The organism is Erwinia sp. QL-Z3 (genome assembly GCF_004551645.1).
GTDB lineage: Bacteria > Pseudomonadota > Gammaproteobacteria > Enterobacterales > Enterobacteriaceae > Erwinia > Erwinia billingiae.
In genome coordinates this window covers 1249264-1273772 of the sequence record NZ_CP037950.1, presented here as the reverse complement: position 1 = coordinate 1273772, position 24509 = coordinate 1249264, and the positions used below count along the sequence as shown (strand labels likewise).

Sequence of the window (24509 nt, the reverse complement as noted above, 5' to 3'; positions counted from 1 at the left end):
CTCGGTTAACGCTGATGCTTAGCGGCGAAAACGTCGGAAAACCAGTCTATAAATGCCCGGACGGCAGGTGAAAGATAGCGTCGGTCAGGATACAGGATGGAAACGGGTTTGGTGACGGTGGCATAGTCGGTTAACACTTCCGTCAGCCTGCCGGAATGGATATAGGGCTCCATTGCGGTCCTCAGGGCATGGAGTATGCCTAACCCCGCTAATCCGCAGGACAAAAGCACATCTGAATTGTTGACCCGCATAGTGCTTCCGGGGCACCGTGAGACCACTTCCCCGTCGATGACAAACTTCCACTCCATGACTTCACGACTGTTTTCACTGAAAAAATTAATGGCTTTGTGATGAATCAGCTCATCTGGGGTGAGGGGAAACCCAAACTTTTCGATATAGGCTGGCGCAGCACAGGTCGCCATCTGGACCTGACCAATACGGCGCGAAATAAAGCTTGAGTCTTCCAGCTCTCCCAATCGAATAACACAGTCAATGCCTTCAGAAATCAGATCGGTCAGGCGATCTGAAGCCGTGAGCACAATATCAATTTCAGGGTAAAGGGCCTGAAACTCACCTAAAGAGGGAATGAGGATACTGTGCGTGAGTGCAAGCGGTGCACTGATACGAAGACGGCCGTGAGGGGGCTGATGAGGGGAAACCGTTGCCATCATCTCATTAACGTCGTTCAGCAGCGTTTTTGCCCGCAGATAAACTTCTTCTCCTTCACCGGTGACACTCAGGCTACGCGTCGTGCGCTGGAGCAACTTTACGCCGAGGTCATCTTCAAGTTGTTGTATGGATTTACTTACCGCAGGGCGATGAAGTTGTAAGGCGTCAGCGGCTTTAGTAAAACTACGCAACTCGACGACCTGAACGAAAATACTCATTAACTCAAGCAGGTTGGTGCGCACAGATTTTATTCTCCAGGGGAATCTCCCCACATTTACTCGCAGATAGTATGAATTATACCCCGTCCGGATTGTTTCCCCAGCAGTAACACTGAAGTCCTTTTCCATGGCTTTTTCCCCTCCTCGTCGATCTCTACTATTGGCTTTACTGATTTGTACTTAGCGGACGTAACAAACATGAAAGCATGGTTATTGAACGATTTTGGCCTCGAAAATTTGCAGTTGGGAGAAGTCGAGACGCCGACCCCAGGTCCTGGCGAATTACTGATTAAAGTGGGCGCTGTCTCTCTGAACTTCAGAGACAAAGCGATTGTTGACGGTTTTTACGAGCCAGACCTGGTGCCAAAGCCATTGATTCCTGTCTCAGATGCAGCGGGAACCATTGTCGCTGTGGGGGAAGGCGTCACCCGTTTTCGCATCGGCGAACGCGTTAATTCACACCTTTATTCGCGCTGGTTAGAAGGTGAACCTGCTGTCGATGAGCCCTTATGGTGTATGGGGATGCCGCTTCCTGGCGGTCTGGCTGAATATATGATTATTCATGAAGACAGTGCAGTTAACGCGCCTGCCAGCATGACGGATGAAGAAGCCTCAACGTTGCCCATTGCAGCATTGACGGCATGGTATTCCCTGATGGATATCGGCAATCTCCAGCCTGGACAAACCGTTCTGGTACAGGGAACCGGGGGTGTTTCTGTCTTTGCGACACAGATTGCCCATGCCTTCGGCGCAAGTGTTATTGCCACCTCCAGTAATGATGCCAACCTGGCGCGTATTAAGGAACTGGGTGCAGATGAGGGGATCAACTATAAAACCTTCCCTGACTGGGAAAAACAGGTGCTGGCATTAACGGAGGGTAAGGGAGCTGATATTACCGTGGAGGTGGCTGGCGGTAACGGCGTAAACCAGTCGGTAGCCGCAACCAAAGTAGCCGGAACGATTGCTCAGGTAGGATTTCTGACCGGTCAGACTTCCCAGCTCGATTTGATGCCGCTTATTTTCCGTCAAACAACCATTCGGGGTATCGCTGTTGCTCCACGTTCTTCCTTTGACCGAATGAACCCGTTCCTGACTAAGCATAATATCAAGCCGGTCATTGAACAGGTTTATAGCTTTAACGATGCTATCGAAGCCTTTAAGCACCTTTCTCGCGGCGCATTCGGTAAAATCGTTATCAAGATTGATGGCTAATCACAACGATCCGCAACGATGAGAAATCTGGGCGGCCGTTAGCGATAGCCAGATGGACTCAGTGACAGCATTAACGTGTCAGTAAAAAAGGCCGGCAAGCCGGCCTTCATCGCAACAAAACCCACTACTTTTCTGGCATCTGCGCGGGCATGTTTATCAACGCCCGGTTTTTCGCCACATCATCGGCCGTTACGGCCGGCGCGGCATTGCCCCAGCTGTTCCGCAGATAGGTTGCGGCAGCCGCGACCTGTTCATCAGACAGTTTCCAGGCAAACGACGGCATCGCACCGCTGGTTGGGTTGGACTGCGTCACCGCACCCCTGCCACCCTGCAGGATAGTGGTAATAATCGACGACGCATCGTCCGCCATCAGCCCCGGATTGTTCGCCAGTCCGGCCGCAAGCTGCGGGATACCCTTGCCGTCACTGTTATGACAGGCGCTGCAGTTGGCGGAATAGACGTTGGCACCCATTTTCATCTGCGCCGAATCGGCCGCCAGCGGTTGGGGTGCTTTGGTCCCCGAGTCCGGCTGCGATTTCAGGTAGACCGCAATCGCGCGTAGATCCGCATCGGTCAGATGCTGGGTCGAGTTGGTCACCGCTTCCGCCATCGGCCCGGACGCCACCGCCACATGGTTGCTGCCGGTTTTCAGGTAGTCGACAAGTTGCTGGTCACTCCAGCTGCCGACGCCGGTATAGCGGTTCGGGGTGATATCCGGCGCATGCCATTCTGCCAGGTTACTGCCCTGCAGATAGGCTCCGGTATCGCCACCCAGCAGATTTTTCGGCGTATGGCAGGCGCTACAGTGCTCCAGACCTTCCACCAGATAGGCACCGCGATTCCATTCGGCGGATTTAGATGTGTCCGGCTCGTATCCGCTGTTTTTAAAGAACAACAGGTTCCAGCCCATCATCGCCAGACGGATATTGTACGGGAAGCCGAGGTGGGTCTCCGGAGCGTGATAATTCACCGGCTTCACCGAGCGCATATACATCCACAGGTCGTGCATGTCCTTGTCGCTGGTTTTCACGTAGGCGTTATACGGCATCGCCGGATAGAGGTTTTCGCCGTCTTTGCCCTTGCCGTGACGCACCGCGCGATAGAAATCACGCTCGGTCCAGCTGCCAATCCCGGTTTCCGTATCAGGCGTAATGTTGCTGGCAACGATACCGCCAAACGGCGTGCTGATCGAATAGCCGCCGGCAAACGCATCTTTGCTCTCCGGCGCGGTATGGCAGGCCACACAGTCGCCGGCGATGGCAATGTACTTCCCGCGCGCCACGGCGGCAGCATCCTCCGCTCCCGGCGGCTGGCTGGTGAGGAGGGTGTTATCCGCGACGTCATCCGCGCGGGTAGTGCCATTTTGCCACAGCAACCCCGCGGCCACGGCGACGGCAATCAGCGCCACGCCGCCCAAAATTTTGGTCTTTTTCATGTCACACCTTCACCAGTGGGCCGGGGTTTTTCACGTATTGCTCAATAATGGCTTTTGCCGTCCACAGGCTGAGTGCGCCGATGGTGCCGGTTGGGTTGTAGCCGGCATTATTGGGGAACGATGAAGCGCCAAGGACAAACAGGTTATGCATGTCCCAGCTTTGCTGATAGCGGTTGAGCACGCTGGTCTGTGGGTCGGTCCCCATCACGGCGCCGCCGATGGTGTGGTCACTGGCAAAGTTATACGGCGAATAGTGGCCCGAGGCGGAGTTGGTGCCGTTGACGATTTTGGCGCCCATTGCCTTGCCGATTTCCACGCTTTTCTCTTCGATAAACTTCGCCGCAAGACGGTCGTTTTCGTTGTAATCGAAGGTTACGCGCAGCAGCGGATTGCCGTTGTCATCTTTGTATTCCGGGTCCAGGTCGAGGTAGTAATCCTCATGGGAATAGCTGGTGCCCTGGCCGAAGATAAAGGTGCCGTTCTGGAACGCATGGGTATAGGCTTTTTTCCACTCTTTACCCCAGCGCGGCGTGCCTGGCGGCAGCGCGTCGGCATTACCAATCGGACGCGCACCGCGCGCCACCACCAGAATGCCGGCTCCACCAATAAAGCCGAGGTTGGTGTGATCGAAGTTATCGCCGTTGAAGTCGTCCACCTGCTGCGAAAGCGCGCCGGCACCGATAAACTGGTTGAGGTTTTCGTCTTCAAAGAACAGGGTGGCACCGGCCACGGTCTGGAAGCTGTAGGCGCGGCCGACCACGCCTTTCTTGCTGACCGGATCGTAAGGCACGCCGATTTTGGAAAGCAGCAGCAGACGCACGTTCTGCATCTGGAACGCCGAAAGGATCACGATATCTGCCGGCTGGAACCACGCTTTTTTATTGCGATCCAGATAGGTCACGCCGGTGGCGGTCTTGCCGTCGTCGGCTTTATTGACCTTCACCACGGCGGAATCGGTCAACACCGTGAAGTTCTCACGCTGCATCAGCGCCGGGATCACGCAGGCGTTCGGGCTGGATTTAGAGAAGTTACCGCAGCCGTAATACAGGCAGTAACCGCAGTAGGTGCACGGCCCCATGCGCACGCCAAGCGGATTGACGTAGGCGCGGGACGCCTGGCCCGCCGGCACCATGAACGGGTGCTGACCCAGGGATTTTGCCGCATCGCGGAACAGATCGGTCAGACGCATGCCTTCCAGCGGCGGCAGCGGATATTCACTGCTGCGGTTGCCTTCAAACGGGTTGCCGTCCGGGATCACTTCGCCGTTCAGCTTGCCCGCTTTGCCCGACACGCCGGCGATTTTTTCGAAGCGATCGTAAAACGGTTCCAGCTCGTCATAGGTCACGCCCCAGTCCTGCAGGATCAGCCCTTTAGCAATCTGCTTTTTGCCGTAGCGCTCAACGGTCTGGGTGTACGGCTGCAAATCGAACGGGGTGAAACGCCACGCCATGCCGGCCCAGTGGGTACCGGATCCGCCGACGTTATAGCCCAGCTCATTCAGGTTCCAGTCGCGGCTGGGTAGCGCCTGTTGGGTGATGTTATTGCGGAAGGTGGTGGTTTCCACTGCGGGCGGCAGCAGCATACTGCGGCGGGTATCCCAGCGCAGTTCATCGGTATCTATCGACGGGGGAAAATCCGTGGCGGTTTCAAACCACGGACCGCGCTCAACGGCAACAACATTCAGGCCGGCACGGGTTAACTCTTCGGCAATCAAAGAGCCACACCATCCCAGGCCGACGATGACGACATCAGCTTTTGGACGCACGTTATTCATAAGACTTTGCTCTCTACATAAATATAACAGCCAGTATTTACAGGGTGTTATCAATCAGACTGGTGGGGATGATATTCAGCTTCTGCCCTTTTTTACTCAGCAGATCGCGGAAGTCATAACGTGCTCCAGGGAAGCCCAGCATTTTCCAGCTGGTCATCTCTTTATTTCCACCGTATATCGGGTCGGAGAGAAAACCTTCACGGACGTTTTGCAGCAGCAGCTCGAAAAAGACTTTGGTGTCCACGTCGGCACCTAAATCGAATTTACCGGCTTCCATCGCGTGCAGGATCTGCTCACGGCGGGCTTCGTCCAGTTCATTAAAGGGTTTGCCGTAGGCTTTGCGGGTAGCCTGATCCAGCGCGGTCAGGCCCTGGCGGTAACGCTCCGCAGGCGTCAGCAACGATTGCTGGCCCTGCTCAGGCGTGCCTTTCACAAAGCGTCCGAGGCGGTAGACGGCAACGGCCTTGCCATAATCGCCCGCCAGCTGACGGTCGATAAAGGTGGCACAGCCCGCGTCTTTGCCACTGAGGCTGGATTCATCCGCCGGGATAAAGTGCTCAGCAATGATGCCCACGGTGTCTGACTCATGTTGGGTCAGAAACTGTAAGCCGCCGGTGCGAGGCGGAGTGGGAGGGGTATTTACTTTTCCTGGTTGCCAGGGCTGGCCACCGGTGACGACTTCAGCCTGAGCGCCAGGCAATGACGTCGCCACACCCAATGCTGCCATTGAGGTAAGAAACTCTCTGCGTTTCATAGATTCCCTGCCGGTTAATTGATCACATTGCGGAATTATTATTTTAATTTTGGAATAGAAATTCGTGATATTTAGATAATTATAAATATCAAATCAGAGATATTTACTTCACATGTAAATAAAGTGTTTAATAAAGCATTAACAAACTCGGGGGATAATAATTCGTAGCGTGATCGCGACCAAGATTTTCGTTGATGGTTTTACATCATTGCCTCGGGCCTGCTGCTTTTTTGCGCCGGACAAAAAGGTGTCCTGCCTGCAATCGCTCGAATTGTGACGCGTCGGCAAAGAATTTCATCCAACCTATCGCCCTGTTTTTCGCTGTGATGCAGAAAGTGAACGCGGCATGTTTTCGTCAGGATTTTTACCGGGTTTCCGGGAGTAAAAATGAAAAAGTTAACCCTGCAAATGCTGGCGAAAATGGCCGGTGTGGGCGTGGCCACGGTAGACCGGGTACTCAACGATCGCGGCGGCGTTTCTCCCGAGACGGTGCGAAAAGTGCTGCATGCCGCGCGACAAGCGGGGCTTAAGCGCTATCTGCCGGAAGAGCATAAGCAGCCGTGGCAGATCGAAGCGTTTCTCAGCAGCAATCCCTCGTCGTTTTTTCAGCGGCTGAATAACGATCTGAGTGCCGTCGCCAACCATTTGGGTTATCAGCGCTTAACGCTGCATCGCACTTTTATCCCGGAATCGCAGCCAGAGATTCTGGCGCAACGCATTATCGCCAGCAGTGAGAAGCGCGACGGCCTGATCGTGTTTGGTCATGACTATCCCATGATCCACGACGCGCTGGCGCACTGTCATGCCAACGGCATTCCGGTGGTCACCTTCGTGACGGATATCCCGGATGCGCAACGGCTTTGCCACGTCGGCATTAATCAGTATCAGGCAGGCCGCACCGCAGGACTGCTGATGAGCAAAACGATCAATACCACTGGCGATGTGATTATGGTCAGCGGGCGCATCGACTATCGCGCCCACCGCCAGCGCATTGAAGGGTTTCGCAATGCGATGGCTGCCCACGCGCCGCAGGTGAAACTGCGGGAAGCGCTGGCCGGACAGGATCAGCGAGACACCATCCGCTCGCTGCTGGATTCGACGCTCTCACTGTCAAATGACGTGGCCGGGGTTTACAACACCGGCGTGGGCAATACCGAAGTGCGGGATATCCTGCAAAAGCACCAGCGGCTGGGCGTATGCGCCTTTATCACCCATGAGCTGTACAGCATCACCAAAGCCATGCTGCAGGAGGATGCGGTGGATTTCACCCTCGACCAGAATGCCCATCAGCATGCGCGCCTTTCGATCGAGCTGCTGTTGAGTCATCTGGAAACCGGGTATCAGCCTGCGCTGTATGAGGACGGGAAGGTCGATTTGAAGATTGTGACGTGTGAGAATTTGGGTTGAAGGTGGGGTGATCATTTCCGGGTTTTAGTGAGGGGGGCAGTCTGCAATGTGCCATAAGCGGAATTAGTTAACAACCATCAGTGTTGTTCAACGGGGAAGGGTCATTTGATTTTTCTGCCCTAAGAAAATGAAAAAAGCGCGCCGGATCAAGTTTGCTCTACGCGAGGCCGCTAATCCCGTAGCCGGGACGTTTTAACATCATTATGATGGCGGATACACTTGCTGTGTGAAGGTTCCACCAGTGATACCCGCCCAATTACTGCTTCGGGCGTTTCTTTTGTGAATTAGTGGTAATGAGTAGTGAATCGCTAACAGTTACCCGAATAAACGGTTCCTGCAATTAATTCTATATACTGAACAGGGGGAGATTATTACACATGAAATTTAAGGACAGAAATCTCAGGGCTCTCGCGGAATGTCTCATCGGAGATAATACGGCATTCCTGTATCGCTCAAGCAGTCGCATCACTGAATTTTTCCAGGACTGCGACATGGAGGTTATTCATGACGGATCAACGCGGTGGGCATGGACGGCCCAGAGGCTTGAAGAACTTCTTAATGAGCCACAGCCAAAGGCCCATACTTTACCGGAAAGGTTTATTCATGTACTCAGGACTTTAATGTTAAAAGAAGATGCCATGGATGACGATCCCGCAAGATCAAAAGCGCTTGAAGAACTGAACAAGCCATTGATGCGGGAAGGCTATGAGGCATTCTATGGTGACGATAATCTTTTGTATATACGCCATATTGGCACCAAAACAGTTTCAGTAAGTAATAATCCTCATCGGCCCTTAACGCCTCACGAAATAAAACGCAGAACATTACTGACCTTCTTTCTCGATACCTGCTCTGAAGATGAGCTGATAGAAGAGGTACTCCTCCCTTTATTCCGGCAACTCGGTTTTCACCGAATAACAGCAGCGGGACATAAAGATAAAGCACTGGAATACGGGAAAGACATCTGGATGAAGTTCACACTGCCAACTCAGCATGTTCTTTATTTCGGCATTCAGGCAAAAAAAGGCAAGCTGGATGCGTCCGGAGTCAGCAAAGCTACGAATTCAAACGTGGCAGAAATCCACAACCAGGTACTGATGATGCTTGGCCATGAAATATTTGACCCGGAAACAAACAGAAAGGTGCTGGTAGATCATGCCTTTATTCTTTCCGGCGGAGAAATTACTAAACAGGCGAGGAATTGGCTTGGCGGGAAACTTGATGCCAGCAAAAGAAGCCAGATAATGTTTATGGACCGGGAAGACATTCTTAATTTATATACTGTAAGTAATATACCTCTGCCCGGAGGTGCACTCATCTCTGATGATGCCGTTAAGAACGATGATATTCCGTTCTAATCAGGAGTACGTCTTTTTCCGAAAGAAATACGCGACAGGTAGCACTGGGAAGGCATACAGCGGCACCGTATGCCTATCTGTTATCAGCTCCGACCATCGTAGAGTTTGGCGATTTCCGTTGCAGCTTTCTCTATACCCGGATAAACCGTACTTTCGTTGATGCCGAAGCGGCTGAGCTGCTGCATCAGGCGTTCCTTGTTTCTAATCACCAGTTTTCTGACGTTCAGCGTACTTAGCCCTGTTGCTGGCAGGTCCACGTTTTCGCCAAATAAGAGGAACGCTCCAGACTGAGAAGAAATTCGGGCGTTGCTGAGCCGCCCTTTAACCAGAACGATTTTACTCAAATGTGCCGGATCGATAATGTTTTTGAAATAGGACTTCTCATCACGGATCAGATGAAGCAAATGCCCGCACTCTTCGGTGGCATTAAATGCCTGAGTCGCCAAGCTGGTATTCAGGTTGCTTTTGATACGTGATGGAAGCCGGGAAAGATTGGCTATACAACTTACAGTATCGGAGTCGAAAAACTTAATTTCACTTTTGGGTGCCGTTAATATAATGACGTTGCCATCAATTTCATTTTCATCTTTGTCTCGTTTGATTTTGGAACACGCGAAATAGAGTGCGATAAGCGGGTTAGTTGAGACGTCAAGCAGGCGCGTGGGTAAACCATAATGTTGCATGCGTACAAGCTTATCCAGCATATAGCGGTCATCTCTGAACTCGGCGGGTTGAACCGTCAGCAGCTCGGTAATCATATCCGATTCGTGATGTCGGTAGCGATAGTTACCCTGCGTATTTTTGCGGAACAGCGAAGGTTCTAACTGATAGCTGATGTCGGAGTGACCCCGGTAAAACACATCTTCGTTATTTTCCTGAGGATGATTCAGTATGATTTCCAGATATTGATTGATATCCGAAATTACCTCAAGGTCTTCATTATTGTCAGGTGCTTCGGTTTTAACCGCAGCGGAAGCTTCAGGGGCTAATACACTGAGGCCTAATATATCGAAAAACTCTTTAACGTCTATATCCTTGACTGCCCAGAAATTTCTGTTCAGCCCGAAGCTGCCTAGCTCCAGCTTCCTGACGTATTCTTTTTCACTGGTTAAGAACTCTTTGCCGATGAAACCGGTTAACTCATAGTTAAAAGCCAGAACTTTTTCCCTGTTTATAGTGGTTGCTCTGATGTTACTTATTCTTCCAATGCGGATATGGCTGTAATAACCGCCTGTATTGTCTTCCTCATCAACTTCAAACTCCGGCTCTGTCATAAAGATGACCGGCAGTTCCTGAAGAAACTGATAGGTTTTGCTGGTCAGGGGGAGCAGTTTATTTCTGAGTGAGTCAGGGGTGGATTCAAAAAGCCGGGAAACCGGAAAAGATGCTTCACCGTTATTGTCAGAGAAAAAACTGTGATAATCGGGATTACCGACCACGATAAGATTCAACATGTATGTCATCCTTGCATTAATTACATTGTATTTTCATTATGCCAGAACTGGTGAGTTTTTAAACATTGCGTGACCTGTGCCCCGCTGGTTCACATAAAACGCTGTTAGCAATGTCCGCTTTTCGCTCATAACTGACCTTTAACATTAAAAGAATGATGTGTACGCCCACGGCTATCAACCTTCTCACCCGTAAGTCTTTCAACAGCCTCGATAGCGTCTGGATCACCATGCCAAGCCATGCAACTTGAACAATCGCCACCACAATCAAGATTCAGTGTTTCTGATGCGGCACTCATTGGCTGGTCACAAGTCTGGCAATTGTTCACTTTCATTGGAACCACATCCTATTCTAATTTTGTTGCTGAGCTGCCTCATATACCGCTTTATGCTTAGCTTCTCGCTCCTGGCAGACATTAGGTTCATAAAGCTTACTGCTTATGCAAGAAATAACGATTTTGCATAACGCCAGCGCAAGTACTGAACTCTCCAATCCGGATGATTGATAACGTCACCCAAAATTGCACTTAAAGCGGTGAGATAGCCTCAACCTCATGCTGGAATACATAGGGATCGGAAAGCAATTCGAACGCCTCGTCATCAGGGTATGTCATTGCCACCTGATAATTTTCACCTGCGAAGGCCTTTACTGCCTCAAGGTCCTGCCAGTAGGTGGCAAGGAAAAAATGCTCCCAACCGTTCTGCGTTTCACTTCGCACGAATGCGCCCTTATTTCCCTCGACACTCCTTGAATGCTCCACACCTGTTTTATCGAGATGCTCAGCAAAGCCCTCTGCATGTTTAAGCGGAACGCAACCGTGCCATGTCCGGACAATCATTAACTTTCTCCTTTCAGTGATTATGATCCCGAAGAAAAACCGTTACCACGTCTTTGGGGGGAATGCCTCCGCACTCGGAAATGAGCCATCCGACAGCGCCGCGATGATAGGTCCCATGGAAAAGCACATGGTTGATCATGTCGAGTGACTTCATTTGACCTTCACCGCCATCGACAAACTGGAATCTGATAACTTTAGCGAAATCGGCATCTTGCATGGCGCTCACGCGCTCGATATACCACTCGATACATTCGCGCATATTCACTCGCAATTCTTCAACTGATGGCGTTTCTGGCGTGTTGAGGGCGGAATATCCGTGTTGCCGGCTGGTCATGTTAGCCTGGAAAATTCTGTCTACTACGTAGATATGATTCATCAACCTCAGCATCAGGTGACGCTTCTCAGGATGGATTGAATCATCGGTTTCCTGTATCGACTGGAGGGTATCTGTATCCGCCCACAGTTTATATTTTAGTAGCGCAACTAACGTGTCCTTATCCATTACCTTGCCCTTCATTTCCTGTGAAGCGATATCATGCCTTCATTGCGTCTTGCAGTGCAACATGACTAAACCAACACGGTCTGCCTATATATCGTAATCATTGAGTCGCTAAAACTAATGCATATGAAATTGGGCTTGTTCTGTTCTAAGCCCAAACATTCCCAAAGTCCTATATTAATAATTGTTCAATAGGCTCAAGGACCCTTGTGGTAACCTGGCTTGAATGTCACGCCAAAAGGAGTCCAGATGCTAACGGTATGGGGTCGCAAAACGTCTTCGAATGTTCAGGCTTTGATGTGGTGCATTGGAGAAATGGAATTGCCGTACGTCAGGCACGACATAGGGCATAAGTATAAAGGGACTGAGACTGATTTTTACTATTCACTTAATCCAAACAGGACTGTTCCGGTTCTGCAAGATGGTACCGCTCCACCCCTATGGGAGACGGGAGCCATTCTTCGCTATCTCGCTAATCGCTATGGTGCTGAAAGCTTCTGGCCCTCGGATGACATACAAAAAGCGAATATAGATAAATGGGCTGAATGGTCAAAAATTAATGTGGCGACGGCATTTAATCTCCCTGTGTTCTGGCGTGTTGTACGTACACCGCAGGAAAACCGAGACGAGCAAGCTATAACTGAAGCGATGGTGAAGTTAGAAAACTACCTCTCAGTCGCAGAAGCGCAGTTCGAAAAACACCGCTTTCTGGCGGGAGATGATTTTTCTCTGGCCGACATCCAGTTTGGTCACGTGTTATACCGTTATTACGATATAGATGTCGTCCGAAAGCCTTTACCCAGATTACGTGCGTATTATGAAAATATCGCCTTGAGACCTGCTTTTCAGGAGCATGTCATGGTTTCATATGAAGAGTTGCGCGCTTAACGGTGTAAGTTTGATGCAGCACGTTATGAGCTATAAACGGCCTGGATTGATACTAGCGATTGTTCATTGCGGGGCAGTAACAGCTGTTCGGCTTGGGAGTTGTTATAACGTCAGTTGGAGATGTAACGCAGCGCTTTCATGTAAAAGGCCAAAAATTTGACCACGGCGCACACACCTTTAATTGAGTCACAGGAAAGCGTCTTTTATAAAACCGGCCTTTATCGATCCAGCCGCACAGGGCGATGCCGTTCTCGTATTCAAGAACCACCATTGTGTGTTTTCGTTTATGGCGCTGAACAATGGTGCCCACTTCTGTCATGTTGATACCTTGTTTGATAGCACCGACCTGACGATAAAATCGTTGCTCCTTCTGAGGTCTTCAATTGCAGGCTGAATTTTTGCGTAAACACGCATCCCTTCCAGCATCATGAAAATACTTACTGCCATTACTCTTGCATCTTCATCCTGTCGAAAGACCTGCTGTGCCTGGCCTTTGGTCAATATTGTCTCTAATTGATTAATTATCTTATTAAATTTATCAGACACCTTGTTTTTGACCTCTTCATCACCCGGCAAGAGTTCACTGGCGGCGGCTATGGTAAAGCAGCCTTTATCTCCTTCAGGAGCAGATGAGAACAGGGCGACAAATTCGAGGGTTTCCCGCAATGCATCTTCTGGCGACAAGTCCGCATCACGCTTCATGCCTCTGGATGTTCCTTCATCCATATAAAGCTGTAGTGCAGCAAGATAGATAGCCCGTTTATCCGGGTAAAGTTTGTAGATGCTGGCGCTTGCCAGGCCTGATGCCTTCATAAGGTCAGACATCGAGGTTGCCCGGTATCCATTCTGCCAGAAGCACTCCAGCGCAGTGTTAAGAAAGTCCTTTGGATCAAATTCTCTGGGCCTACCAACCGATGCTTTCATAAGGTTCTCCTGTGGGGGAATATCGATTGTAGATCGATCAATCTACAATTGGAAGCTTCTGTGAAATTCTTCATTCACGGATCCTGGCTGTTCGTTTTTCTTTAAAGGTGACTAGAGTGGCGGGGGGGCTACAACACTGACGTGGGCAGTACCGAGGTGCGGGATATCAACCCCCTTGGTATAAGGACATGAAGGTTAATTTGAAGATTGTGACTTGTGAGAATTTGGGTTGAGTATGGAAAGGGGGGCAGTACTGAGTTGCTGAAAAGGCAGCCCCCTGAGAACAATGACTGCCATTTGTTTGCAAATAAAAAACTCATTTTTAACGATTATTTTTTAATTTCAATCTGTTGCCATCCTTTCTTGAACATGCAGTCCTTAACAAGGATAGTGCGCTGAGTTTCATTGACGTCACTTGTTGAATAACTGGTGTCAGTGGACTTATCTTTCTTATTTTTAGACGTATATTTATCGCTCACCACGTTATCGGGCGGTAAATCACGTAGCGCCTGAGCCTGGCAGGCCGTTTCTGCCATCGCCTCCTGCTGCTCATTCGCATCAGCCTTAACCCATTTATATTCCACGCAGCCTGTCAGACAGAGGGGAATAAGCAGTAGCATTAGTAGTCTTTTCATTTATTTTTCAATGATTTCTTTAACGTCTTTCTGGTTCATTTGGTGGGTGACCCCGTCAGCATCTTTATATGAGATAAGTCCGGTGTCGTTATCTTTAACCGGTTTACCGTGCGTGGTGATCATGTGCCCGTCATCGGTTGAAATCACATAACTGCTTGAGCATGCGGTGAGACTCAACGCAGCGGACGCAACCATACAAGCCAGGATAAGTCGTTTTGAAGATGCAGATACTTTCATTTTAAGCTCTCTGGTTTGGTATTTTCGAAATGAATGATAAAGAGGTTGCTGATTATCACGCGCACTCTGTAAACAGATAGTCAATGGCCGGGTAAAGAAACGCGCGGGTATATTTTTCCATGATCTTAATCATTTTTTATAATGCGCTTGCATGGGAAATTTTTTTCCAATTCGGTTAAGCAGGGGAAATGGACATCTGCCTGCAAAGCCCCTCACAGCGCAGTGTTAAGAAAGTCCATAGGATCAAATTGGCTGTCCGTGTTTCTTTAAGGGTGATAAGAGTAGTCTCATTGCTGGGCAGGAGAGTTTTCCTTCAGCAACCTTCATCTCTGGGACGGGTGAAGAGACTCTGAACAATCTAAACGCAGAATGAGGTTTGTTTATGATAAAAAGAACTCTCCGGGCATGTATGCCTGAAACCTGGTGGAGCAGAAATGAGAACTCAGAAGCGATGCATGGGATATGTGGCCATAGTTGTTGATGACTACGATCGGGCAATAGCGTATTACACGGAAAAACTGGGCTTTACGCTCGTTGAGGATACACCGCAGCCAGGAAAACGCTGGGTAGTCGTTACACCAAACCCGGACAGCGACTGTAATCTTCTATTGGCTCGCGCATCAAACGAGAAGCAGGAAAACTTTATCGGCAACCAGTGTGGCGGACGTGTTTTCCTTTTTCTTCAGACTGATGACTTCTGGCGCGACTACACCGCCATGAAAGCTAAGGGGGTGGAATTCTGCCAGGAACCTCGCGAAGAGGAGTACGGTACAGTTGTTGTATTTGAAGACCTGTATGGCAACCGCTGGGATCTTTACCAGAATAAGTAAAGTCAACGCTCTCTGGAGGCTACACCTTTAGAGAGTAGCCTTAAGGATTTCGCCTAACTCTGAGTTCACATGACTCATCTTATATCCGCGCCTGGCCGGATATTTATAAGTATAACTTAGCGGCTGTAATCAATTCCTCTGAGAAATTGAATATATCATCAATATTACTCAAAGGGTGTCTAATTTCTTTCTTGTTATCATCAAACAATCCAATATACATCTGGCTTCTATTTAAATGAAGCCGGCATATTGGTTTTCTGTTGTTATCATCAATGAGTATGCCGAAATAACTTTTAGTATCTCTGAACCCAATTCTCTCCGGTGAGAGAGTCGTTCTGATTATTGACTTAACGATATGGAAACCTTCAATCTCTTCTGCGGTTGTGACAATATCATTATTCTCTTCTGCAGTTGAGATATCATCATTGGTAGTTTTCTCAACATCAGTTTTTGTCTCGACAATTTTTGTACTGTTGAGGGCTGATTTCAGTCTTTCATTAACTTGGTCAGTCATCCATTGTGTCAGCGATTTTTTGGTAAGTGCTGAAAAAAGCTCCCTGACTTTCTGGGTTTGCACACCCTCATATACTCGCGATGCAATTAGCCGTACAAAATCATCATCAGGATTTATAAATTGCGATGAGATTATTTTCTTAATTTGACTGACATACTTTAGTTCACCAGCAGCGTTTACAATTGAATCAACATCAAATGCACTTTTAGTCAGCTTGAAAATCTCAGGGACGACGTTCTCATCAATATAATCTAAATCAAGCTCTAAAAATGGTTTCTCATCCATTTTGTTAGGGGAGTCTAGATCTGTGAAAAACTTATAAACCTGTCCATTGGTTAATATAGATATGCGTGCTGTAGTTACATGGAAATACCTGAAAAGTTGAGATGCATGGTTAATGTTTAATGGTTCGCCAATTTTTTTGCATTCAATAAGGATCTGTATTTCACCATTTTTTATTATTGCGAAGTCTATTTTTTCGCCTTTCTTGGTGCCAACATCACAAATGTATTCAGGTATGACTTCTGTTGGATCAAAAACATCATAACCAAGAACTTTGTTAATAAATGGCATTACGAAGGCACTTTTTGTTGCCTCTTCAGTTTTAATCAATGATGCCTGTTGTTTAATTTTTGCAGAGAGATCGTTAAGCGTGTCCAAAATTTCCATTTTTTCACCAGTTTTTGGTTTCATCGATTAAAAAGACCAGCACCATCTTCTAAAACCCTGTTTTAAAACTTAAAATTCTATATCTTTCTTTAAAATCTCATTGAGATGAAGGAAATCTTAAACCTTCATTAATAACGACGTCGTTATGAAGCATCAATATCCTTTAGGGATTATCTCATTGACACTAACAGTATCCGATCAAGGATTTCTAATCAATACCCCGATGAAATATTTCAACACATCCATAACTATCTGAATTAAATGGTTTTAAATGAAATGATCCATGAATTTTAGTTAACTTTTAACTAAAGATCGCTTTTTTTAAACAACATTCATCTGCCCTATTTTTTAATAAAGTTAAGCTGGACAGAAATTTCTTACACTCTGAGTGCTGAAAAAGCTTATTTCTCATGATTTATGCCGATCGCAGGCAGTGCCAGCGATTAATCAATGTTTAACCTTCTTTTATCAGCGTTTGACGATTTTAATATTGAGTGAAATTCTTGCAGTCTTCATTCGGAATCCTGGAAAGACACTTAAGAAAGTAACCTGAAAATGCACCCTAATTTGAGTGCATTATCATGTTTTTTAGAATTTAAACTGGAACTTATTCAGTCATCCTAGGGATACTACGCAGCAGGATGTATTTTAACCAACAGGGATGAAGTTATGGAAAATGATGTCAAAATCGTGATGTCCCCGGTGCAGCTCGCAGCTGCACTCTCAGACAGGTCCGTTACAGAAGGTGAAACTCTCAGTAATCGTTTATTTGGCGGCCTTGGACTCGTCATGGGCACTCTGGAGCTTGTGGGGGCGACGGCTCTGTGTGTCGCTCCTGAGTCGACAGGATTAACCAAAGCCGGATGTATTGTGGTTGGAGCGCACAGCCTTGATGGTATTAATACCGCTGCAAATCAGATTATTACGGGAAATAATACTCGCTCAGCCACCTATAAAGCTGCTACTGCGATGGCAAAAGCTTTCGGTGCTGACGACGATACTGCGTTGAAGATCGGGCTTACCGTGGATATCGCCGTGCCATTAGGATTCGCATTGGCGATTGGAGCTACCCGCGTTGCAGCGGTGAGGGCTGGCCGCATCAGATTGAGAGAGCATGAGTCAGCGACTAATCTCAAGCTAGGCGGACATACCCTTTCCATGCATATCGGCAAGAGTGACAGTGACCTTTTGGCCAGATTTCAAACAAATAAACGATTGCAGTTCTCCTCTACATTTTCAGATGTGCGCATAGCTGAGGATGCCATCTCAAGAGCGATTTTTATCAATAAATCATCGATAAAGTCCGTATTGGCTGGAGGACGGCCCGAGGCCAGGCTCACCATTCGTTACCCGACAAATGAAGTCCTGGGTTATGGTTTCAGGCGTGGAAGCAGTCAAAGATTGATTTTGAAAAATGTCAGGGTCGTTATCGAGTTTCAAAAGTACAACGGTAAGCCATATTATATTCTCACCGCCTTCGCGGATGCATAAGGAACACAATGCAAAAATTCAATTTGCTTGATCAACTGATATTCGGTTATTTCAATCAAGATTACGACCTCATCAATGACGGCGAAGAGTCTATGGAAGGGATCATAAAACTCTATAAAAATAGATTTATGGACTGGATGTTGAAAGATCTTATTGATGAAGTCGATGATTTCATTACCGCTTATGGTGATGGTATAGAGGATGGGTTCGAGAAGAGGTACGGGCATGATTTCTCACCAGAGCTGTGGGAGACAACGGCCCTTGAGTTTTTGATGACGGTACGCCGTATAGCATCAGAGAAGTAAAGCCCGATAGTTCCCGCTCAGGCTCATGTAGCACAATCATTTATGCGTACAGTGTTCTACAGGTTTGTTGTTTTTTACGTTAAGGATAATGAATGAAAAAAATACTCTCTCTCCTCGCCCTGATGATGTTGGTCACCATGCAAGCTGAAGCTGCGCGTGGGCGGCAACCTTGCTCAGGCTCAAAGGGCGGTATCTCTCACTGTACTGCTGAAGGGGGTTTCATCTGTAACGATGGCAGCTTGAGCCAGTCTAAGCGGTTCTGTTCAGGCTATGGCACTCGAAGTATCCAACAACCGATTCCAGAATCACGCATTAAACCGTCACCTCCTAAGAAAACCAGTGTGAAAAAACCGATACACAGCGAGAAAGTAGATTCCCAACCTGCTCAAAATGATGACGCTTCAAAGCTGGAACCGAGAAAGCCGACCTGTGCGCCGATTTATATGGCAGATAAGGCTGGATATACCCATCTCCCGATTTGTTCTGGAAACCAGTATTAACGGATATATTCCAATAATTTCTATTACTCCTGAGAAATTATTAACATATTAAACTGTCTTTAACTCAGGAGTATTTACAAAAAGCCTGCAACACCCACCCTCAATACATTTTTTTGCGAGCCACTTCTAACCCTTCAAATTTGAGTATTTTTCACTCAGTTTTCATTTGACTCACTATATATGCATACAGGAGACTATCACCGTTACGCATTACCCCGCGTAACAAATAGCAACGCCCCGAAAGTGCGATAACACTTCCGAGGCGTCTGACCACAAACGTTAAAGGAGCTAACGAATATGGCTACGGCATACAGTAACACAAACGGCTACGATGATTTCACATCTGAATCTTCAATTTTTGATCTGAGTATTCCAGCGCTGTTGAAATTACCGGTAAATACCTCTCTGGACTTATTCCAGATACTGGATATTTGTCGTTGTTATGGCGATGCATTAATTGAGAATGACTTTGAGGAACAGCGCATGGCGCTTTGTGGCCGCCTGTTCGCCGGACTGGAAGTGCTAAAGGTGGTATTAACCTATCCTTTACCTGACTATCTGATTGAACAGCTCACGGTCGATGAGGTGCAGTCTGGCGGCTATATCAGTCCGCTGACCAACGACTCGGAAACGCTCTGTGGCTACTGTTCTGCGCTGGCGCTGGTGTTGCTCAGCCAGCGGCAACCGCTGGAGCAGGCAGAACAGATCACTGAATTGCTTTTCGATATGCTCTACGTTCTGACTGAAGACCTGAAAGCACCGCGCTTTATCCGCACCAGCGAGGGGTTAGCCATGATTGAAGGCGAAACGCTGCTGCCGGTTCATTAAGTCACTGTCATTCAGCCCGAGCAATCGGGCTGTTCTTGCCTGCCATCAGGTCCGTTAAGCCACTGAATTACCAGCCGGTCGTTTTAGGTAAATCAGGTTCGGCGTCGCTCCATTTCTTCGCCTGTTTGCTGTTTTTTGGTGCGATAAACACGGTTTCTTTGCCTTCCTTATGAGCTTTGAGCAGCCCCAACTTCGCAAGCTGCTGGAAATCCGTTCTGGCCGTGTTGTAGGAAATCTTCAGATTCTCCATTGCTTCGCCGAGCGAGAATATTCTGCCTGGGTGCGCAATGGCCACGCTCATGATTTGCTGCTGGCGGGCGTTCAGGTCTTTGACCGACTCATTGCTCCACAGCCAGGCATCCAGCTCCGATCGGATGCGGATCAGTTCTTTGATGTGCGTGATATATGCGTCAACCGCCTTTGCGACCGTCTCGCACTGATGGCTCACAAAATACGTCAGGTCGAAATCATCCGTTTCGGTCTGCAGGTAGGCCTTGCCATAGGCGACCGGTGCCTCCTTCAACAAACGGCTGACTGAGATATGCCGGAAGGCCGAGTAGCCGCACTTGAGCATGTACCAATAAAACAGCGCGCGTGCCGTCCTGCCGTTGCCATCGCAGAAGGGGTGAATGTAGCCAATCATAAAATGCAGCACGCAGGCTTTCAGCAACGGATGGATATAGGAACCCGTTACGTCTTTCTCGTGCGGTTCATTAGCCCAGTGACACAATGTCTCAATATACTCATCAAGCTGTGTATGGCTGGGCGGCTGATGGATCACGTCTTTCGACAGCGTATCTTCCACCACGATGTCATCGTGATCGCGAAAGTCGCCGGGTTTATACTGCGCGTCGTTGATATCCCGCACACCGATGGCGTGAATTTCTTTCAGCAGCCCGGCCGTCATTTTTTGTCCCGCCTGCTGAACGACAAATTGCATCATGCGGTAGTTGCCGAAAATCATCCTTTCGCTTTCATCTCTCGGCTCCCTTTTTATCTGCAGCATTTCCTGAGCCACGCGGGTGGTGGTCGCCGCACCTTCCAGCTGGCTGGAGGAAATCGACTCTTCACCAAACAGGTCTTTAATAAAGTAGCTTCTCTCTTCCAGGCCTTTTAACAGCTCATTTTCGGCGGAAGAGGAGGTCAGTCTGTCGACCTGGCTGCAGGTTTTCTGCATAAAATCGGTGACGTACAGCTGCGCCTTGCTGCCGTTTTTGTCCGTCAGCGGCAATGTCCGGCCACCGCTCCGGCGGGCATGCTTCACAAAGGTCCAGACCAGTTCAGGATCAAGCTGTTTTGGGATGCGATGCCGCAGCGAATCCCAGTGCAGGTAGCGCCCCTTATCGTCGACCGGTTTCATAAACTCAATATAGGCCGACAGGTTTTCACCATTGCTGAAGACATTGGCTAATTCATTGATATTCAGCGCGTCTGGCGGTCTTTTAATTTTCATTTTTTTCAACTCAAAAATCGAAGAAATTGAGTTGATGATGGAGAGGAAATAACCGATCTGCAAGTTTTATCGCCAGGCTGCATCGTTACCCGGCCGCTGCCCGGCGTTGAATAACCCTGGCACACAGCCCTTCACCGGATTTTCTTTACAAAATTTCTGTGCCTTCCAGCCGCGAACGCTTTATCTTCTACAGCAAATTTGCGAGCGTGCGCGTTTCCACGGCCCTGACGTGCAAAAAGAGTAAAAACAGAACCGATTATTTTGTAGAATTTGATCAGTACGCCTCAGGGCTGACGGTGTTCAATCTGGAGAAATTATGAGTAAGTCGAAGATCGTGTTGTTATCCGCTGTATTGATGGGAGCCCTGCCGGTGATGTCCACTGCGTATGCAGAAGGCGAGCAGGCTCAGCAAGTTCAGACCGACCCGGCGGCTCAGGCACCGGCCACGCAGGATCCGGCCACCGCCGCTGACCCGTCAGATGCGGACACCGGCACGCCGTCCTCTCAGGATAATCAGGGCGTGACCACACCAGGTCAGACCCCGGACGTGCAAACGCCTGCGGAACACAATCAGGATGCCGTTGAGAAGCCCGATCCGGCGCACCCGTATGCGATCAAAACGTTCTTCGCGGACTTCCAGCGCTTCAATATCGGTAGCGTGATCCCCGACCGTTACCGCACCAAGAAGTATGAAGTCGTGGACTGGAAAACCCGTAACCTGCCGAAACCGGCAGACGGCACGGCCTGGACCTATATGGGCGGCAACTATGTGCTGTTCACCAAAGTCGATGGCAAAATCGTGCAGGCTGAATCCGGCGACATCTTCTACCACCAGTAATAAAAAAACGGAAACCGCACGCGTCGGTTTCCGTTCTTCGTTGGTTCCCACCTTATCACCGCAGGATCCGCTTCTTCTGACGTCTCCACGCCTTATTCGGCAGGGCGGTTCAGCTCTTTCCAGCGCTTATACACGTCCAGTGCCTGAACGTCCGGCTGATGCTTCATTGGCAGGCGGCGCTGCGCGATCGGCTTGGCAAATTCCTGATAGAAGTTCTCCAGCTCAAAGTACTGACGATCGTCGCGGTAAAACGGCACGTACTCTTCGCGGGTGGTGATGTAAATCACCTGCTTCGGACTGCAATAGTACAGCGAACCCAGGCACATCGGGCACGGGCTGGCCAGAATGTAGATCTCACAGTCGGAGAGATTTTCCGTTTGCAGCTTTTTACAGGCTTCGCGGATCGCCAGGATCTCAGCATGAGCGGTCGGATCGTGGCTCTGCGCGGCTTTATTGGCGCTTTCGGCCACGATCTCGCCATTGCGCACAATTACCGTGGCAAACGGTCTGCCACCTTCTTCAACGTTCTGCATTGCCAACTCAATCGTTCTTTTTACAAAATCCATCATGACCTCTCTCACTCGTTAAGACAGGCGTAAGCGTAGGCTTAATATTGCTAGCAATCAAGCTAGCAAAGACGGAGTTGAGCTTATGGCACTGATAATTAACCGCTTATAGGTGTTTCATGCAGATGCCGCCAGCCGATGCCGGCAGAAGACAGGCTGAACACCACGGTTGAACGCCGCTGGGTAGGCGCTGAACCCGGCAGCGACTGGATTTCGCGGTAACTGACCACGGCACCGTCGGTCCATTCGCTGACCAGCGTCATCTCGTCGATTGCGATTTTCAGCCCTGGCTTTGCCGCCTGGCTGGCGCGGAAAAACTGGCTCAGTTTGGAGTGATCCAGCACCGCGCCGCTCAGCCCGATCATGGAAAACGCCGCCGGGAAGCGAGCCAGTAACGCCCCGACGTCGCCGCTGCCTTCACTCAGCCAGTTTTCAATGGCGACATGTGCGTCCAGCACTTCGGTAAACCAGGTATTCATGACGTTTTCTCACTGTTAACGGGATATTTTTGCTGCTGGCGGGCAAACCAGTCAGCCGGTACATGATGCGGTGCCTGCGTCAGCTGCTCAATGCCCTGTTCGATGATGATCGACGCCTGCTTCCACAGGTCGGCATTGCCGTCGGTCAGCAGCGAAATCTGCACGCGCTTTTCGACCAGATAGACGCGGGCAAAATGCGGATCGAAATGGATTATCGAGCGGGTGTTATCAATGATGTCCGCCAGTTTGATGGTCTGCGCATCCGCAGAGGCTTTGGCGGTGTGGCGGAAGTGGGCGACTTTGCGCGCGGCGCGGTTTTTGGCGTCCGCCGGTGGGCAGTCGGTCAGCATCTCGACCAGCTCCGCGACTTCCGGGCCGAAAAAGTTGCTGATGTCATTTAAGGTGGATGGCGTGTCCTCAACCGTGTCGTGCAGCCAGGCGGCCGCCAGCATCACTTCGTTGTCGGTCACGCTTCTGACCAGTTCGACCACGGCCGCCGGATGAACGATATAGGGTTCATCGGTGTATTTGCGGCGCTGGCCCGCTTCCGCGTGGGCTTTGGTGGCATATCGCCGTGCCTGTTCTTCCAGTGAATCCATCCGTTTTCCCCCATAGATAGAAATTAGCTTGCAAATATATCGTGCACTATTTATATTTTTGGTCATGACGAAAGATAAAGATGACAAAAAAGCCAAAGACTCGCCACTGTTGCTTGATCAACAGCTGTGCTTTGCGCTTTATTCCGCCAATCTGGCGCTCCACAAGCTTTACCGGCAGCTGCTGACCCAGCTCGATGTCACCTATCCGCAATATCTGGTGCTGCTGGTGCTGTGGGAAAAGGATGACGTCACCGTCTCCGAGATTGGCGAGCGTCTTTTCCTTGATTCCGCGACCTTAACGCCGCTGCTGAAACGACTGGAAGCCGCCGGATTGCTCAATCGCCAGCGTTCACGCAAAGATGAGCGCCAGGTGGTGGTGACCTTAACGGAGCAGGGGGCTGAATTGCGCCGTAAGGCCGAGAACATCCCTGAGTCGGTCTTCTGCGCCACGGCGTGTGACGGCGATACGCTGACCTCGCTGAAAACCGGACTGGAAACGCTGCGCGACAACCTTAACGGGTAAGCGCGGATGCACTAAAATCAGTATCGATTCTTTTTGTTATATAAATCGTGCGCGATTTAATCGCGTATAAAAACACTCAACAGGAGTTTCACCATGTCTATCGAAAAAGTTGTTTATACCGCAAAAGCTAAAGCCACCGGTGGCCGTGACGGCCGTGCGACCTCTTCCGACGGCGTGCTGGACGTTAAGCTGGGCGTGCCGAAAGAAATGGGCGGCGCAGGCGGCGAAGCGACTAACCCAGAGCAGCTGTTTGCTGCCGGTTACTCTGCATGCTTCCTTGGTGCGATGAAATTTGTGGCCGGTCGCGACAAAATCGCTATCCCGAAAGACGCCTTTATTGAAGGCGAAGTGGGCATCGGCGCGATCCCGACCGGTTTCGGTATCGAAGCCAAACTGAATATTCATCTGGAAGGCATGGACGAAGCGGAAGCCAAAAAACTGGTCGACGCTGCGCACATCGTTTGCCCGTACTCTAATGCAACCCGTGGCAACATCGACGTGACCCTGAATATCATCAACTAATTTGATGGTATAAATGCCCCCCGGCCCGCTCTGTGGCCGGGGATGCGCGCCCCGTAACGTTTTAAAATACAAAAAAACCGCAATCTTCCTGG

At 49.4% G+C, this 24509-nt stretch carries 28 protein-coding genes; 12 read left to right on the top strand and 16 right to left on the bottom strand.

The genetic code is table 11. From position 1 onward, the window contains the following. Nucleotides 1–5: 5 nt before the first annotated feature. Complete coding sequence (locus E2F51_RS06495; RefSeq protein WP_134824826.1) at nt 6–911, bottom strand: LysR family transcriptional regulator; 906 nt, start codon at nt 909–911, stop codon at nt 6–8. 174 nt (nt 912–1085) lie between these two features. Here E2F51_RS06495 and E2F51_RS06490 point away from each other — a divergent pair, with 174 nt between their 5' ends. Continuing rightward, nucleotides 1086–2099, top strand: a complete 1014-nt coding sequence (locus E2F51_RS06490; RefSeq protein ID WP_134823033.1) for an NAD(P)-dependent alcohol dehydrogenase — start codon at nt 1086–1088, stop codon at nt 2097–2099. 124 nt (nt 2100–2223) lie between these two features. On the opposite strand, the gene E2F51_RS06485 is transcribed toward E2F51_RS06490, so the two are convergent. Genes E2F51_RS06485 through E2F51_RS06475 form a run of 3 tightly spaced genes read right to left on the bottom strand, consistent with a single transcriptional unit; the run spans nt 2224 to nt 6062 of the window. Then, nucleotides 2224–3534, bottom strand: a complete 1311-nt coding sequence (locus tag E2F51_RS06485) for a cytochrome c (RefSeq protein ID WP_013204440.1) — start codon at nt 3532–3534, stop codon at nt 2224–2226. Between the two features lies 1 nt (nt 3535). Then, nucleotides 3536–5308 (bottom strand): GMC family oxidoreductase, encoded by a 1773-nt coding sequence (locus tag E2F51_RS06480; protein WP_013204439.1) that lies wholly within the window; start codon nt 5306–5308, stop codon nt 3536–3538. A gap of 37 nt (nt 5309–5345) precedes the next feature. Further along, nucleotides 5346–6062 carry a gluconate 2-dehydrogenase subunit 3 family protein gene (locus tag E2F51_RS06475; RefSeq protein ID WP_134823032.1) on the bottom strand — a complete coding sequence of 239 codons (717 nt, stop codon included), beginning with the start codon at nt 6060–6062 and terminating at the stop codon, nt 5346–5348. Between the two features lie 387 nt (nt 6063–6449). Here E2F51_RS06475 and E2F51_RS06470 point away from each other — a divergent pair, with 387 nt between their 5' ends. Together E2F51_RS06470 and E2F51_RS06465 are read left to right on the top strand one after the other, a co-directional pair. Further along, nucleotides 6450–7469, top strand: coding sequence for a LacI family DNA-binding transcriptional regulator (locus tag E2F51_RS06470; protein WP_134823031.1), 1020 nt, complete (start codon nt 6450–6452; stop codon nt 7467–7469). Nucleotides 7470–7846: 377 nt separating this feature from the next. Next, a complete protein-coding gene (locus tag E2F51_RS06465) occupies nt 7847–8827 on the top strand; it encodes a hypothetical protein (protein WP_134823030.1) in 981 nt (326 codons plus the stop codon). Nucleotides 8828–8910: 83 nt separating this feature from the next. Here the strand turns inward: E2F51_RS06465 and E2F51_RS06460 are convergent, their stop codons facing one another. From E2F51_RS06460 to E2F51_RS06450, 3 genes are all read right to left on the bottom strand, one after another. Continuing rightward, nucleotides 8911–10281, bottom strand: a complete 1371-nt coding sequence (locus E2F51_RS06460; protein ID WP_134823029.1) for an FRG domain-containing protein — start codon at nt 10279–10281, stop codon at nt 8911–8913. 524 nt (nt 10282–10805) lie between these two features. Then, the gene (locus E2F51_RS06455) at nt 10806–11117 is read right to left on the bottom strand and encodes a hypothetical protein (RefSeq protein ID WP_134823028.1); all 312 of its coding nucleotides are present in this window, start codon (nt 11115–11117) and stop codon (nt 10806–10808) included. 13 nt (nt 11118–11130) lie between these two features. Further along, nucleotides 11131–11619 (bottom strand): DinB family protein, encoded by a 489-nt coding sequence (locus E2F51_RS06450; RefSeq protein WP_134823027.1) that lies wholly within the window; start codon nt 11617–11619, stop codon nt 11131–11133. Between the two features lie 246 nt (nt 11620–11865). On the opposite strand from E2F51_RS06450, the gene E2F51_RS06445 reads away from it, so the two are divergent. Beyond that, on the top strand, nt 11866–12504 hold the full coding sequence (locus E2F51_RS06445) for a glutathione S-transferase family protein (protein WP_134823026.1): 639 nt from the start codon (nt 11866–11868) through the stop codon (nt 12502–12504). 136 nt (nt 12505–12640) lie between these two features. On the opposite strand, the gene E2F51_RS06440 is transcribed toward E2F51_RS06445, so the two are convergent. The 4 genes from E2F51_RS06440 to E2F51_RS06425 form a co-directional block, all read right to left on the bottom strand. Beyond that, nucleotides 12641–12823 (bottom strand): hypothetical protein, encoded by a 183-nt coding sequence (locus E2F51_RS06440; RefSeq protein WP_134823025.1) that lies wholly within the window; start codon nt 12821–12823, stop codon nt 12641–12643. Beyond that, the gene (locus E2F51_RS06435; protein WP_134823024.1) at nt 12820–13428 is read right to left on the bottom strand and encodes a TetR/AcrR family transcriptional regulator; all 609 of its coding nucleotides are present in this window, start codon (nt 13426–13428) and stop codon (nt 12820–12822) included. The genes E2F51_RS06440 and E2F51_RS06435 overlap by 4 nt, the downstream gene beginning before the upstream one ends. 329 nt (nt 13429–13757) lie before the next feature. Then, entirely contained in the window at nt 13758–14063 is a 306-nt protein-coding gene (locus E2F51_RS06430; RefSeq protein WP_134823023.1) for a hypothetical protein, read from the bottom strand. Next, nucleotides 14064–14300 carry a YgdI/YgdR family lipoprotein gene (locus E2F51_RS06425; protein ID WP_167738384.1) on the bottom strand — a complete coding sequence of 79 codons (237 nt, stop codon included), beginning with the start codon at nt 14298–14300 and terminating at the stop codon, nt 14064–14066. A 434-nt stretch (nt 14301–14734) separates the two neighbouring features. Here E2F51_RS06425 and E2F51_RS06420 point away from each other — a divergent pair, with 434 nt between their 5' ends. Continuing rightward, the gene (locus tag E2F51_RS06420) at nt 14735–15130 is read left to right on the top strand and encodes a VOC family protein (RefSeq protein ID WP_134823022.1); all 396 of its coding nucleotides are present in this window, start codon (nt 14735–14737) and stop codon (nt 15128–15130) included. Between the two features lie 103 nt (nt 15131–15233). On the opposite strand, the gene E2F51_RS06415 is transcribed toward E2F51_RS06420, so the two are convergent. Continuing rightward, the gene (locus tag E2F51_RS06415) at nt 15234–16313 is read right to left on the bottom strand and encodes a type I restriction endonuclease (RefSeq protein ID WP_134824824.1); all 1080 of its coding nucleotides are present in this window, start codon (nt 16311–16313) and stop codon (nt 15234–15236) included. Nucleotides 16314–16982: 669 nt separating this feature from the next. Between E2F51_RS06415 and E2F51_RS06410 the strand changes: the two genes are divergently transcribed. From E2F51_RS06410 to E2F51_RS06395, 4 genes are all read left to right on the top strand, one after another. After that, entirely contained in the window at nt 16983–17804 is an 822-nt protein-coding gene (locus E2F51_RS06410; RefSeq protein ID WP_134823021.1) for an RNase A-like domain-containing protein, read from the top strand. Between the two features lie 8 nt (nt 17805–17812). After that, nucleotides 17813–18109, top strand: coding sequence for a contact-dependent growth inhibition system immunity protein (locus E2F51_RS06405; protein WP_134823020.1), 297 nt, complete (start codon nt 17813–17815; stop codon nt 18107–18109). A 92-nt stretch (nt 18110–18201) separates the two neighbouring features. Next, a complete protein-coding gene (locus E2F51_RS06400) occupies nt 18202–18609 on the top strand; it encodes a hypothetical protein (protein ID WP_134823019.1) in 408 nt (135 codons plus the stop codon). 297 nt (nt 18610–18906) lie between these two features. Further along, nucleotides 18907–19437: a hypothetical protein gene (locus E2F51_RS06395; protein ID WP_134823018.1), complete on the top strand. Its 531-nt coding sequence runs from the start codon at nt 18907–18909 to the stop codon at nt 19435–19437. A gap of 67 nt (nt 19438–19504) precedes the next feature. Here E2F51_RS06395 and E2F51_RS06390 read toward each other — a convergent pair whose 3' ends face one another. Then, nucleotides 19505–20890 carry a Fic family protein gene (locus tag E2F51_RS06390; protein WP_134823017.1) on the bottom strand — a complete coding sequence of 462 codons (1386 nt, stop codon included), beginning with the start codon at nt 20888–20890 and terminating at the stop codon, nt 19505–19507. A gap of 316 nt (nt 20891–21206) precedes the next feature. Here E2F51_RS06390 and E2F51_RS06385 point away from each other — a divergent pair, with 316 nt between their 5' ends. Continuing rightward, nucleotides 21207–21728, top strand: coding sequence for an RcnB family protein (locus E2F51_RS06385; RefSeq protein ID WP_013204422.1), 522 nt, complete (start codon nt 21207–21209; stop codon nt 21726–21728). Nucleotides 21729–21820: 92 nt separating this feature from the next. On the opposite strand, the gene E2F51_RS06380 is transcribed toward E2F51_RS06385, so the two are convergent. From E2F51_RS06380 to E2F51_RS06370, 3 genes are all read right to left on the bottom strand, one after another. After that, on the bottom strand, nt 21821–22297 hold the full coding sequence (locus E2F51_RS06380; RefSeq protein WP_225309796.1) for a nucleoside deaminase: 477 nt from the start codon (nt 22295–22297) through the stop codon (nt 21821–21823). A 95-nt stretch (nt 22298–22392) separates the two neighbouring features. Continuing rightward, nucleotides 22393–22773, bottom strand: a complete 381-nt coding sequence (locus E2F51_RS06375; RefSeq protein ID WP_105760463.1) for a DUF4440 domain-containing protein — start codon at nt 22771–22773, stop codon at nt 22393–22395. Continuing rightward, nucleotides 22770–23372 carry an HD domain-containing protein gene (locus E2F51_RS06370; RefSeq protein WP_134823016.1) on the bottom strand — a complete coding sequence of 201 codons (603 nt, stop codon included), beginning with the start codon at nt 23370–23372 and terminating at the stop codon, nt 22770–22772. The genes E2F51_RS06375 and E2F51_RS06370 overlap by 4 nt, the downstream gene beginning before the upstream one ends. Before the next feature lie 64 nt (nt 23373–23436). On the opposite strand from E2F51_RS06370, the gene E2F51_RS06365 reads away from it, so the two are divergent. Together E2F51_RS06365 and E2F51_RS06360 are read left to right on the top strand one after the other, a co-directional pair. Continuing rightward, entirely contained in the window at nt 23437–23895 is a 459-nt protein-coding gene (locus tag E2F51_RS06365) for a MarR family winged helix-turn-helix transcriptional regulator (RefSeq protein ID WP_013204418.1), read from the top strand. 93 nt (nt 23896–23988) lie between these two features. Continuing rightward, the gene (locus E2F51_RS06360; RefSeq protein ID WP_013204417.1) at nt 23989–24417 is read left to right on the top strand and encodes an organic hydroperoxide resistance protein; all 429 of its coding nucleotides are present in this window, start codon (nt 23989–23991) and stop codon (nt 24415–24417) included. The last annotated feature ends 92 nt before the right edge of the window (nt 24418–24509 follow it).